Origin of the sequence: Rhizobium sp. NPDC090275 (assembly GCF_044772225.1) — a bacterium.
In the GTDB taxonomy this organism is placed as follows: Bacteria; Pseudomonadota; Alphaproteobacteria; order Rhizobiales; family Rhizobiaceae; genus Rhizobium.
In genome coordinates this window covers 100,720-113,057 of the sequence record NZ_JBIVYL010000004.1, presented here as the reverse complement: position 1 = coordinate 113,057, position 12,338 = coordinate 100,720, and the positions used below count along the sequence as shown (strand labels likewise).

The following is a 12,338-nucleotide window of genomic DNA, read 5'->3' as shown; positions in this document are numbered from 1 at the left end:
GAGGCCTGATTTGACCGACGAGCAACAGCTGAGGGCGCTTCCGCTGAAGGCGCTGCAGGCTTTCGAGGCGGCAGGGCGTTGCGGCAGCGTCACGGCGGCGGCGATCGAACTCAATGTGTCTCCGGGCGCGATCAGCCAGCAGATCAGGAAGATCGAGAGCTTTCTCGGCGTCACGCTTCTGGAGCGCAGCGGCCGAACCGCGGAACTGACGGTCTGGGGTCGGCTCTATCACCGCGAGATCACCAAGGGCTTCGAGCAGTTCGCGATCGCGCAGCAGGTGCTGGAACGTGCGCGCAACGAGAATGCGCTGGTGCTGAGCGCGCTGTCCTCGGTGGTGAACAAGTGGATCGGCCGTCGCATCTTCGACTGGCAGGCCCTGCACCCGGCCGCCCACATCCGTGTCATCGGCCGCGACCGGGAGCCACGCATGGGCTTCGACGAGGTCGATTTCCGCGTCAGTTATGGCTCAGACGTGCTGCAGCACGATCATTATACCGAGCTCTTCCGCGACTGGGTCGTTCCCGCCTGCTCGCCGGCTTTGATCGCCGCGGGCAAACCGACGGCGGCGGAGCTGTTGCGCTATCCGTTGCTGCATGTCGAATGGGAGCGGCATTTCACCCCCTATCCGCGCTGGTCGGAATTCGCCGCAAAGGTCGGTGTCGATCTCAAGGAGACGACGCCGGGGTTGTCCTTCACGCTGTCGAGCAGCGCCATCGATGCCGCGGTCAACAAGCGCGGCGTGGTGCTTGCGCAGATGTCGATGATATCAGACGAACTAGAGGCGCAGACGCTCGTCATTCCCGTCGACATCAGGATTCCGCTGCGCGAGAGCTATTTTCTCGCCTGGGATCGATCGGCCCTCCAGAAGGCCTACGGGCCGGAGTTTCGCGATTGGATTATTGCGCTCTCGCGCCAGCAGGGGCAGGTCTCGATGCAGTCGACTCTTTAGAAAAACTAAAACGGAAGATAGCTGCGCGATATTGATGAAAAAAGTCGCGTGGCGTTAGCTTGCGCAATTGATAGCGGTCAACTTTGGGGAGACGACGATGGCGCGCAGCGACAAGATGAAACTGGGCACGTTTGTCTATACGTTCGGCTTTCATCCGGCCTCGTGGCTGCATCCTGACAGCAACGTCAACGGCGCCAACGATTTTAGCCATCTTCTCGACGTCGCCAAGCGCTCTGAAGCGGCAAAACTCGATTTCATGTTCCTGGCGGATTCTCCGGCCGCCGCGGTCGGCGATCCCGACGCGCTCTCGCGCATTCCGACCAAGATGAACCGCTTCGAGCCGTTGTCGCTGCTATCAGCGCTTGCGGTATCGACCGAGAAGCTCGGCCTGGTGGCCACGGTATCGACCAGCTACTATGAGCCGTTCAACGTCGCGCGTTTGTTTGCCTCGATCGATCACCTGAGCAGCGGCCGCGCCTGCTGGAATGTCGTGACCTCAGACCACGACGAGACCGGCTATAACTTCAACCGCGAAGGTCTCGACCCGCATGCGCTGCGCTATGAGCGCGGCAACGAGTTCGTGGATGTCGTGTTCGGCCTGTGGGATAGCTTCGAGGAAGGCGCGCTGCTGCTCGATCGCGAAAGCGGCGTTTATTACGACAAGACCAAACACCACACACTCAATCACAAGGGCAAGCATTTCCAGGTGCGCGGCCCGCTCAACATAGCACGCTCCCCGCAAGGCAGACCCGTGATCGCGCAGGCGGGTGGTTCCGAACCGGGCATGGACATGGCGGCGCGAACGGCCGAGATCGTCTTCAGCCTCGCCTCGAACATCGACCGCAACCGTGCCTTCTACCAGAACGTCAAGGCGCGGATGCCGGCCTATGGCCGCAACCCCGATGATCTGAAGATCATGCCCGGCGTCGTCCTGAATGTCGGCGAGACGGAAGCCGAGGCGAAGGCCAAGGTCGATTATCTGATCGACAAGATGCACCCGGATGTCGGTCGCTTGATGCTGTCGGAATTCCTGGAGGCTGACCTGACTGGCGTACCGCTCGACAAGCCGTTCCCGATGGACCGGCTGCCTGAGGCGCCGAAGGGATCGCGCGCCCTGTTCGACGAACTCGTGGATTTCGTCAAGAGCGGCCGCACCGTCGGCGAACTGGTGCGCCACTATGCCGAAAAGCACACCGGCAACGGCATCACCGGCACGCCGAAGCAGATCGCCGATTTCATGGAAGAGTGGTTCGAGACCCGCGCGGCGGATGGCTTCATCCTGATGTTCCCGACGCTGCCGGCGAGCCTCGATGACTTCGCCAAGCTCGTGCTTCCGGAATTGCGTCGCCGCGGCCTGTTCCGCGAGGAGTACGAGGGCGCGACGCTGCGCGAGAACCTCGGCCTGTCGATGCCCGCCAATCGTTTCGCGAACAATTGAGAGGGAAGTTGGCGATGCTGGACAAACCTGTCGTCAATCAAGCAGCGTTCAAGCTCTCGATGCGGCATCTGGCCGGCGCCGTCAGCGTGATCACGGTCGGCGAGGGAGACGAGCGGACGGGATTTACCGCGACATCGGTCTCATCGCTCTCCGCCGACGTGCCCTCGGTGATCGTCAGCGTCAACCGGTCGTCCTCCTCATGGCCCGCCGTTGATAAATATCGCCGTTTTTGCGTCAATGTGCTCGCCGCCGACCAGCAGCACGTCGCGCAAGCCTTCGCCGGCTTCGATGGTCGTCGTGGCGCCGAGCGTTATGAGGGCGCGCAATGGTATGAGCTTGCAACTGGCACGCCGGCACTCGCCAATGCGCTCACGGTGCTCGACTGCGAGCTGGAGACGGTTCTCAACCACCATTCGCACGCCATCCTGATCGGCCGCGTGCGCGCGATCGAGACGCGCGAAGACGTGGAGCCGCTGCTTTACTGGCGCGGCGGCTACCGCAGACTGTCCATAGAGACGTCTGCCGTGATCTGAACCCATCTGGCGGAGCGCCCAGGCGATTAGCCGATCGACATGAGGCTCGCATTGCCGCCGGCGGCAGCGGTGTTGATCGAGGTGGAAACCTCTTCCAGCAGCCAGTTCAGGCAATAGGCTTCCGGATTGCGCTCCAGCTCTGCGGTCGAGGCTGCCTGCGTCAGGAGCAGCGGGCCGGACATGGTGGCGATTTCCTGCTGCATCGAGGCGATGCGCGCAGTGTCACCTTCGATGAGGGCGCCCGAGAGGATTTCGCTCGTGCTCCTGCCGTTGCCAAATTGGATACGCTGGGAGACGCTCAATGGAAGATCCTTCAGGTTGCTGCGAAGGCTGTCGCTGCATTCGATGAATGCCTTGTTGCCTGTTGCCAGGACCGAGGAGATCTGGCGATGCAGGCCGACTTCGGAGACCGGTGCGCAGAAGATGGTGCCGCGAGCGTGCAGCGCGTAGATGTTGCGCTCGCCGACGGGGCCGGTGAGCTCGCTCTCCAGACCAAGCGCCGATTGGCTGCCGAGATTGCGGGCCATCTCGGCCTCGTCATGCAGTTCGCGCTCATCGAGCCACTTGGCGAAATCCGAAAGCGCTGGATCGCTATAGACGGAGCTGTGCTGCGGCGGGATAGGCGGTGTCTTCACCAGGCGTCCGAGATAGAGCGGCCCGCCGGCCTTGGGACCGGTGCCGGAAAGCCCGCGCCCGCCGAAGGGTTGTACGCCGACCACGGCGCCGATGACGTTGCGGTTGACGTAGACGTTGCCGACCTCGATGCGGGAGGTCACGCGGGCGATCGTCTCGTCGAGGCGCGTGTGCAGGCCGAAAGTCAGGCCATAGCCCGTGGCGTTGATCTCATCGACCAGACGGTCCAGATCCTGCCGGCGCCAGCGGATGACATGCAGCACCGGCCCGAAAACTTCCCGCTTCAGTTCGGCGATGTTCTTGAGTTCCACGATCGTCGGGGCGACGAAGGTGCCATGCTGCGTCTCTGTCGGCAGCTCGATGCGTTCGACCTTGCGGCCAAGCGCCTGCATCGACTTCACGTGGGTCTCGATGATCTCCTTCGCATCGGCGGTGATGACAGGGCCGATATCGGCGGAGAGGCGATTGGTGTTGGCGATCGTCAGTTCGCGCAGCGCGCCCTTCAGCATCGTCAGCGTGCGATCGGCGACATCGTCCTGCAGGCAGAGAATGCGCAGCGCCGAGCAACGCTGGCCGGCGCTGTCGAAGGCCGATGCGATGACATCGCCCACGACCTGTTCGGCAAGCGCCGAGGAATCGACGATCATGGCGTTCTGGCCGCCGGTTTCGGCGATAAGTGGGATCGGCTTGCCGTCGGCCGAAAGGCGCTTGGCGAGTTCGGCCTGGATCAGCCGGGCAACTTCGGTCGAGCCGGTGAACATGACCGCCGCCGTCTCCGGCGCCGCGACAAGCGCCGCACCGACGCTACCCTCGCCCGGAACCAGCTGCACGACATCCTGGGGAATGCCCGCCTCATGCAGAATCCTGACCGCCTCGGCGGCAATCAGCGGCGTTTCCTCGGCGGGCTTCGCGAGAACTGGGTTGCCGGCGACGAGGGCGGCCGCGACCTGGCCGCTGAAGATCGCCAGTGGGAAGTTCCACGGGCTGATGCAGACCACGGGGCCTAGCGGCGCGTGTGAGGGGCCGAGCGTGCGGCGTGCCTGTTCGGCGTAATAGCGCAGGAAATCGATCGCTTCGCGCACTTCGGCGATGGCGTTCTGCACCGACTTGCCGGCTTCGCGGATGATGAGGCCGAGTAGCGTTTCCATGCGCGTCTGCATGATATCTGCCGCGCTGTCGAGCAAAGCTGCGCGGTCGGCGGGCGAGACGCCGGCCCAGGATGCGGCTGTCGCCTTCGCCGCCTGCATTGCTGCCGCGACTTCGGATGGCGTTGCCTCACGAACCTGGCCTACGGCGTCCCGGTGGTCGGCGGGGTTGAGCACGTCGCGCGCGCCGTTGATGTCGGTCGCCTGGCTCGGCAGCGCGCGCCAGCCCTTGGTGGCGCTTTCGCCGAGCAGATGGGACAGGTGGTTCAGTACCGTTTCGCTGGAGAGATCGAGGCCGGCGGAGTTGACGCGCGTCCCGTAGAGTTCGCCGGGAAGCGAGATCTTGTCGTGCTTCTGCCCGACGATCGGCATCTTCGATACGATCTCGGCCGGGTCGGCGATCAGTTCGTCGATGGAGACGTTCGGGTCAGCAATCCGGTTGACGAAGGAGGAGTTGGCGCCGTTCTCCAGCAGGCGACGCACGAGATAGGCAAGCAGCGTCTCATGCGTGCCGACGGGGGCGTAGATGCGGCAGGGGCGGTTCAGGTTCTGCCGGCCGACCACCTCGTCGTAAAGCGGCTCGCCCATGCCATGCAGGCACTGGAACTCGTATTTGCCGACATAATAATCCGAACCCGCCATCTGGTAGATGGTCGCCAGCGTCTGGGCGTTGTGAGTCGCGAACTGCGGGAAGACGGCATCCGTCGCCGCCAGCAGCTTCCTGGCGCAGGCGATATAGGACACGTCGGTGTAGATCTTGCGGGTGAAGACGGGGAAGTCCGCGAGGCCGTCGACCTGCGCGCGTTTGATCTCCGCGTCCCAGTAAGCGCCCTTGACGAGGCGCACCATGATGCGGCGGCCGGCGCGGCGCGCGAGGTCGATGATGAAATCGAGCACGAAGGGGCAGCGCTTGCCATAGGCCTGGACGACGAAGCCCATGCCGTTCCAGCCTTCCAGATCGGGGTCGAGGCAGAGCGCTTCCAGAAGGTCGAGCGACAGTTCGAGGCGGTCGGCCTCTTCGGCGTCGATGTTGAGGCCGATGTCGTAGGACTTGGCGATCAGCGCCAGCGCCTTCACCTTCGGCAGCAATTCGTCCATGACGCGGGCGCTCTGCGCGCGTGCGTAGCGCGGATGCAGCGCCGAAAGCTTGATCGAGATGCCCGGGCCTTCGTAGATGCCACGCCGATCAGACGCCTTGCCGATCGCGTGGATCGCTGTCTCGTAATCCTTGTAGTAGCGCTTCGCGTCGGCGCCCGTCGTCGCGGCTTCGCCCAGCATGTCGTAGGAATAGCGGAAGCCGCGCTGCTCAAGCGGCTTGGCGCGCTGCAGCGCCTCGTCGATGGTCTCGCCGGTGACGAACTGCTCGCCCATCATCCGCATCGCCATGTCGACACCCCGGCGGATTACCGGTTCACCGCAGCGGGCGATCAGTCGGGTCAAAGCGGCCGAAAGGCTGCGGTCGGCAACCGTCGATGTCAGCTTACCCGTCACGACGAGACCCCAGGTCGCGGCGTTGACGAAGAGCGAGCGACCGCCGCCGAGATGCGCCTTCCAGTCGCCTTCGGAAATCTTGTCGCGGATAAGCGCGTCGCGCGTTGCCGTGTCTGGAATGCGCAGCAGCGCCTCTGCGAGGCACATCAGCGCGATGCCTTCCTGGCTGGAGAGCGAATATTCGTGCACCAGCCCCTCGACGCCGGTTCCCTTGTGCTTGGCGCGCAGCGCTTCGATCAGCTTGCGAGCGGTGTCGGCGGCGGCTTTCCTGACGTGATCGGGAAGGGCGGCTGCTTCAACCAGGCGTGGCACGCAGATCGTCTCCGGCGTGCGGTAGGCAGCCGTGATGGCGCGGCGCAGATCGCTCTGTTCTCGGATCGGAGGGGCAAATCCGTCAAAGGGATTTGCAGAGCCGTTGGCCTGCTCTACTGTGACTTCGACTGTTGCCGCGTCGGTGGTGATTGCCATGCTGGGCTCCTGATCCGCTGATGTCGGAAAGCTAGCAGATTTCAAAAAGTCAATTTCACTTGATTTTGAGCGTTCTGGTCTTTAGTTCGCTATTCAATATTCATATTGAAGGGAATTATTGTGGCTGGTGCGGGAAATATAAGGGAAATCGACCAATTTGATCAACGCATACTTGAGGCGCTCGTCGCCGATGGCCGGATGTCGGTGACCGACCTCGCCAAGCGCGTGGGCCTGTCCAACACGCCCTGCCAGGTCAGGCTCAAGCGACTGATCGAGGATGGCTACATTCTCGGCTTCCGCGCCATCATCGACGTCAACAAGCTCGGCCGCAACCATGTGGCGTTTACCGAGGTGAAACTCTCCGACACCAGAGAGAATGCGCTGAATGCTTTCAACGTCGCGGTTCGCAAGCTGCAGGAGGTCGAGGAGTGCCACATGATCGCGGGCGCATTCGATTATCTCCTGAAGATACGCACGTCCGATATCGCCAATTATCGCCTCGTTCTGGGCGAGAAGATCTCCAGTCTTCCCTTCGTCGCCAACACGTCGACCTTCGTTGCGATGGAAGCGATCAAGGAGAACGGCGCCTGATCGGCAGCGGATTGCTGGCTCCGGGCTGCTGTCATTTTGCGCGTGACAGCGGTCGGCTTCTCTGACAGAACAGAGCCATTGAGAGACAGGGGCGTTTGCCGACGGCAGACTGAGAAGTACCCTTTGAACCTGAACCAGATAATGCTGGCGGAGGGAGTCGCTCGGACCCTTCGGCATAGCTATCAGGGTTCCCGCGTCTTGCCCCGCCCGAAAGGGGCATGATGAAAGACGACAGATCTCCCGGTTCGATGCTCGATGCCATGCGCGCGCAAAAGCCGCTCGTTCAGTGCATCACCAATTTCGTTGCGATGAACATCGCCGCCAACGTGCTGCTCGCCGCCGGCGCGTCGCCAGCCATGGTGCATGCCGAGGAAGAGGCCGGCGAGTTCGCGGCCATCTCCGGCGCGCTGACTGTTAACATCGGCACGCTGTCGTCGAGCTGGATGAACGGCATGCGCGTCGCCGCCAGATCGGCGGGCGAAAGCGCCAGGCCATGGGTTCTCGACCCCGTCGCCCATTATGCGACGGCCTTTCGCAGGCGAGCCGTCGCGGACCTGCTGGCGCTTCGCCCGACCATCATTCGCGGCAACGCGTCGGAGATCATCGCGCTCGCCGGCGGCGAAAGCCGGGGGCAGGGGGTCGACAGCCGTGACCCCGTGGAGCAGGCGGAAGCTGCAGCCAGCCATATCGCTAACACGCACCAGGCCGTTGTCGCGGTGACCGGCGAGGTCGATTTCGTCACCGACGGCGCGCGTGCCTGCCGCATCGAGGGCGGCTCATCGCTGATGCCGCAGGTGACGGCGCTCGGCTGCTCGCTGACATGCCTCGTCGGCGCCTTCGCCGCCATCAGGCCCGATGCGCCATTCGAAGCGACGATATCGGCACTCGCCATGTTCGCCGTCGCCGGCGAAGAGGCGGCGCGGGCCGCTGATGGACCGGGGTCATTTTCCTGGCGGTTCCTAGACGCCCTCGCGGCGATAGACGGCGCTGCTATCGACACCAAATCGCGGGTGCGGATGCTATGAGCAGGATCGATCTCTCGCTCTACCTCGTTCTCGATCCCGAGCTCTGCGCCGGCATCGGCATGGTCGAAACCGCAAGGCGCGCCGTCGCCGGTGGCGCCACCGTCGTGCAGCTCCGCGACAAGCATGCCTCCACGGCGCGCATGATCGAGACCGGCCGTGCTTTGAAGGAAGCGCTTGCCGGGACGGGCGCTTTGCTTGTCGTCAACGATGATGTCGAGGCAGCTATCGCGATCGGCGCGGATGGGCTGCATGTTGGCCAGGACGATATGGTCGTGCGCGCCGCGCGCGAGCGGATCGGACCTGACATGATCCTCGGCCTGTCGGTGGAGACCGAGGCGCTTGCAAGAGCTGTCGATCCCGCATTGGTCGACTACGCCGGTATCGGGCCGGTCTTCGCGACGCCGACCAAGCCGGACCACAAGCAGCCGATCGGCTTCGACGGCCTTGCACGTCTCGTCGCCGCTTGCCCGGTTCCATCTGTTGCCATCGGCGGGTTGAAGCTGGCGCATGTCAGCGGTGTCTTTGTCGCCGGCGCCGACGGGATCGCCGTCGTCTCTGCGATTTGCGGCACATCAGACCCGCGCGCCGCCGCCCGCGAGCTTTCAGAGGCAATTCAAGGGAGATCGCGATGATCCGCAACGTTCTCTCCATCGCCGGATCCGATCCATCGGGCGGCGCGGGCATCCAGGCGGACCTCAAGGCGTTTGCCGCGCGCGGTGTCTATGGCATGGCAGCGCTCACGGCCTTGACCGCGCAGAACACGCAGGGCGTATCTGGCGTTCATCTCGTTCCGCCAGGCTTCGTGGCGGATCAGATCAAGGCCGTGTTTGCGGACATCCGCGTCGATGCCGTGAAGATCGGCATGATCGCCAATGCCGAAATCGCCGATGCGGTAGCCGACGTTCTCAAGCATCATCCCGACATCCCGATCGTGCTCGATCCCGTCATGGTGGCCAAGGGGGGGGCAAAGCTTCTCGATCCCGACGCGGTCGATGTTTTGCTGCGACGGCTGCTGCCGCTTGCAACGCTGCTGACGCCCAATCTGCCTGAGGCCGCCGCGTTGCTGCGCACCGATGTGGCCGAGAGTCGCCGGGAGATGGGCGAGCAGGCCGAAGCGCTGCGCGCTTTGGGGCCCGCTGCCGTGCTTGTCAAAGGCGGCCATCTCGAGGGCGACCAGAGCCCCGATGTGCTGGCAACGGAAGACGGCCTCGCCTGGTTCGAGGCCGCCAGAATCCCCACGGCAAACACCCACGGCACGGGCTGCACGCTGTCGAGCGGGCTGGCGGCCGAGCTCTCCAAGGGCGCGCCGCTGCCAGATGCGGTGGCCGTCGCAAAGATCTATCTCGCCGGCGCGGTGGCTGCTGCCGACACGCTCGACGTCGGCTCGGGAAATGGTCCGGTCCAGCACTTTCACGAACTTTGGACGACAGAGGAAGGAGACACGAAATGACATTGCCGATCAGTGAGCAGACGGTGATCGTAACCGGCGCTGCGCGCGGGCTCGGGGCGGCGATCACAAGCGCTTTCGCCCGCGAAGGCGCGAAGGTAGCAGTCAACTATCGCAATAGCCGGAAACAGGCCGAGGCGCTGGCGAAGAGCCTCGGCGAGCGGACGCATGCCTTTCAGGCCGATATCCGCGACGGCGCGGCGGTGAGCGAACTGGTGGCGGATGTTACGCGCAGGCTCGGACTGCCGACCACGGTGGTGCACAATGCGCTCGCCGATTTCAGCTTCAACGGCGATGCGCGCCCGAAGCTCGGCGAACTCAGCTGGGAGGAGATGACCGCGCAGCTCGATACGGCGATGAAGGGCGCGTTGAACCTCATCCAGGCGACGCGCCCCGGCATGGCGGCTGCCGGTTTCGGGCGCTTCGTAACGATCGGGACCAATCTCTTCCAGAACCCGGTCGTTCCCTATCATGACTATACGGCGGCGAAGGGTGCGCTGTTGTCGCTGACCCGCACGGCTGCGGCCGAACTCGGGCCTGATGGCATCACCGTCAACATGGTCTCCGGCGGATTGCTGCGGACCACCGATGCCAGCGCCGGGACGCCCGAAGCGGTGTTTGATCTCATAGCCGGCAGCACGCCGCTGCGCCGCGTGACGACGCCCGAGGAAGCCGCCGACGCCGTGCTGTTCTTCGCCAGTCCCTGGGCGCGGGCGGTTACCGGCCAGAACCTGATCGTTGACGGCGGCCTTGTCTTTGGCTGAACGTCACCGGGCTTTCATCACGACTTGACCGCGCCTGCGGTCAAGCCGGCGATGATGTGCTTCTGTGCGAGGAAGAAGACGATGACGGTCGGCATGATCGTCAGCGTGATGAAGGCGAGCACAAGCTGCCAGGCGGTACTGAATTCTCCGCGATAGACCATGATGCCGAGCGGCCACGGATACATCTTCTCGGAGTTCAGCATGATCAGCGGCAGGATGTAGCTGTTCCAGCTGCCGACGAAGGAGATGATGCTGACCGTTGCGATGATCGGTCGCGAGAGCGGCAGGCAGATATGCCAGAAGAAGCGCATGTAGCCGCAGCCATCGACAACGGCCGCCTGGAACAATTCTTCCGGAAGGTTGCGAAAATAGTTCCGGAACAGGAGTATGCTCATGCCGAGACCGAAGGCGACCTGCGGCAGCACCACGCCCCAGTAAGTGTTGAGCAGCCCGAGATCGCGAATGCGGATGAACAGTGGCAGGATGGCGGTTGCTGCCGGGAACATCAGCCCGATCAGGAAATAGTTCAGCAGGAAATCGGCGCCGAAGAAGCGGACATGCGCGAAGGTGAAGGCCGCCATTGCCGATACCGATACGGTGAGGAAGACAGTCAGCGCGGCGATAATCAGCGAATTGACCATTTGCCGCCAGTAGCGATCGCCGAACAGGATTTGGGTGTAATTCTCGGCGTGCCATTGGACCGGCAGGCCAAACGGATTGGTGCGCAGATCGCCCAAATCCTTGAAGCCGCCCAGCGCTGTGGTCATCAGCGGGATCAGCACGATGGCCGATATGATGACCAGCGACGTGTAGAGATAGATTTTGGTGCCGGCGGTGAGCCGATCGGATGAAACGACGTCAGTCATGGCGCATGAATATCCGTTTGTAGCTGAAGGCGAGCGTGACGCAGATCAGGAAGAGCACCACGCCGACGGCGCTTCCCAGCCCGACCTGCATGCGGGCAACACCGAAGTTGAACAGGAAGGTGACCATCGTCTGTGTGGAGTTGAACGGACCGCCGCCGGTCAACGGCATGATGACGTCGAACAATTGCAGCGAGCCGACGACGGCGAAGAAGACGGACAGACGCACGGTCGATCCAAGCAGCGGCAGAGTGATATAGCGAAACCTCTGCCAGCCGCTGGCGCCATCGATCTCGGCAGCCTCCAGCACGCTTTTGTCTAGCGACTGCAGCCCGGCGATGAACAGCATCATGTGGAAGCCGAAGTATTTCCAGATGATCACGCCCAGCACGGCGTACATCGCCAGATCCTTGTCGGCCAGCACATAGGGTGTCTCGACGCCGAGCAGATGGGCGATCGACGCGAAGAGCCCGTAGTCGCCGTCATAGACGAAGCGCCAGATCAGGCCGGCCGCGACATCGGCGAGCACGTAGGGCAGAAAGAAGATCAGCCGGAAGACGACCACGCCGGCGATGCGGTGCGCCAGCATCATCGCCAGCCAGATGGCGAGCGGAATCTGGATCAAGATCGAGATGACCATGATCATCGCGTTGTTCTTCAGCGCGGTCAGGAAGGCGCCGTTCTTGAACAGAAGCTCGAAGTTACGCATGCCGACATATTGCGTCGGCAGGCCATATCCGTCCCATTTGTAAAGGCTGTACCAGGCGGCCTCGCCCATTGGCAGGATCACGAAGATCGAAAACAACAGAAGCGCCGGCGGCAGGAAGAGCAGCAGCACGGGCAAGCGGCCGGCAACGGCCGGATGTTTGCGCCGGGCCGACTGGGTGGCCGGTATGCGCGCGGGTCTGATTGCGGCGGCGGCGCTGACATTGGCCATGGGGACCTCACATTCCAGACATCAAAGTGCGGCGCGGAGTATGTCCCGCGCCGC

11 protein-coding genes and 1 riboswitch are annotated in these 12,338 nt (G+C 63.3%); of the genes, 8 read left to right on the top strand and 3 right to left on the bottom strand.

Annotation, left to right across the window (positions count from 1 at the left end):
* Positions 1-10: 10 nt before the first annotated feature.
* The 3 genes from ACIQUB_RS11895 to ACIQUB_RS11885 all read left to right on the top strand — a co-directional run bounded on the left by ACIQUB_RS11895 (position 11) and on the right by ACIQUB_RS11885 (position 2,920).
* Entirely contained in the window at positions 11-949 is a 939-nt protein-coding gene (locus ACIQUB_RS11895) for a LysR family transcriptional regulator (protein ID WP_402929657.1), read from the top strand.
* Between the two features lie 97 nt (positions 950-1,046).
* On the top strand, positions 1,047-2,387 hold the full coding sequence (locus tag ACIQUB_RS11890) for an LLM class flavin-dependent oxidoreductase (protein WP_402929655.1): 1,341 nt from the start codon (positions 1,047-1,049) through the stop codon (positions 2,385-2,387).
* A gap of 14 nt (positions 2,388-2,401) precedes the next feature.
* Positions 2,402-2,920 carry a flavin reductase family protein gene (locus tag ACIQUB_RS11885; RefSeq protein WP_402929653.1) on the top strand — a complete coding sequence of 173 codons (519 nt, stop codon included), beginning with the start codon at positions 2,402-2,404 and terminating at the stop codon, positions 2,918-2,920.
* Positions 2,921-2,946: 26 nt separating this feature from the next.
* On the opposite strand, the gene putA is transcribed toward ACIQUB_RS11885, so the two are convergent.
* The gene (gene putA, locus ACIQUB_RS11880) at positions 2,947-6,657 is read right to left on the bottom strand and encodes a trifunctional transcriptional regulator/proline dehydrogenase/L-glutamate gamma-semialdehyde dehydrogenase (protein WP_402929651.1); all 3,711 of its coding nucleotides are present in this window, start codon (positions 6,655-6,657) and stop codon (positions 2,947-2,949) included.
* Positions 6,658-6,777: 120 nt separating this feature from the next.
* Here putA and ACIQUB_RS11875 point away from each other — a divergent pair, with 120 nt between their 5' ends.
* The 5 genes from ACIQUB_RS11875 (at position 6,778) to ACIQUB_RS11855 (ending at position 10,484) form a co-directional block, all read left to right on the top strand.
* Positions 6,778-7,248 (top strand): Lrp/AsnC ligand binding domain-containing protein, encoded by a 471-nt coding sequence (locus tag ACIQUB_RS11875; protein WP_047504963.1) that lies wholly within the window; start codon positions 6,778-6,780, stop codon positions 7,246-7,248.
* A 77-nt stretch (positions 7,249-7,325) separates the two neighbouring features.
* Positions 7,326-7,421: riboswitch (TPP riboswitch) on the top strand.
* 48 nt (positions 7,422-7,469) lie between these two features.
* On the top strand, positions 7,470-8,273 hold the full coding sequence (gene thiM, locus ACIQUB_RS11870) for a hydroxyethylthiazole kinase (protein WP_402929648.1): 804 nt from the start codon (positions 7,470-7,472) through the stop codon (positions 8,271-8,273).
* The gene (gene thiE / locus ACIQUB_RS11865; RefSeq protein ID WP_402929646.1) at positions 8,270-8,905 is read left to right on the top strand and encodes a thiamine phosphate synthase; all 636 of its coding nucleotides are present in this window, start codon (positions 8,270-8,272) and stop codon (positions 8,903-8,905) included. The genes thiM and thiE overlap by 4 nt, the downstream gene beginning before the upstream one ends.
* Entirely contained in the window at positions 8,902-9,723 is an 822-nt protein-coding gene (gene thiD, locus ACIQUB_RS11860; RefSeq protein WP_402929644.1) for a bifunctional hydroxymethylpyrimidine kinase/phosphomethylpyrimidine kinase, read from the top strand. Before thiE ends, thiD begins: the two co-directional genes overlap by 4 nt.
* On the top strand, positions 9,720-10,484 hold the full coding sequence (locus ACIQUB_RS11855; RefSeq protein WP_402929642.1) for a 3-oxoacyl-ACP reductase: 765 nt from the start codon (positions 9,720-9,722) through the stop codon (positions 10,482-10,484). Before thiD ends, ACIQUB_RS11855 begins: the two co-directional genes overlap by 4 nt.
* Positions 10,485-10,501: 17 nt before the next feature.
* On the opposite strand, the gene ACIQUB_RS11850 is transcribed toward ACIQUB_RS11855, so the two are convergent.
* Positions 10,502-11,350 carry a carbohydrate ABC transporter permease gene (locus ACIQUB_RS11850; RefSeq protein ID WP_113238686.1) on the bottom strand — a complete coding sequence of 283 codons (849 nt, stop codon included), beginning with the start codon at positions 11,348-11,350 and terminating at the stop codon, positions 10,502-10,504.
* Positions 11,343-12,284: a carbohydrate ABC transporter permease gene (locus ACIQUB_RS11845; protein ID WP_402929639.1), complete on the bottom strand. Its 942-nt coding sequence runs from the start codon at positions 12,282-12,284 to the stop codon at positions 11,343-11,345. Before ACIQUB_RS11845 ends, ACIQUB_RS11850 begins: the two co-directional genes overlap by 8 nt.
* Positions 12,285-12,338: the final 54 nt, after the last annotated feature.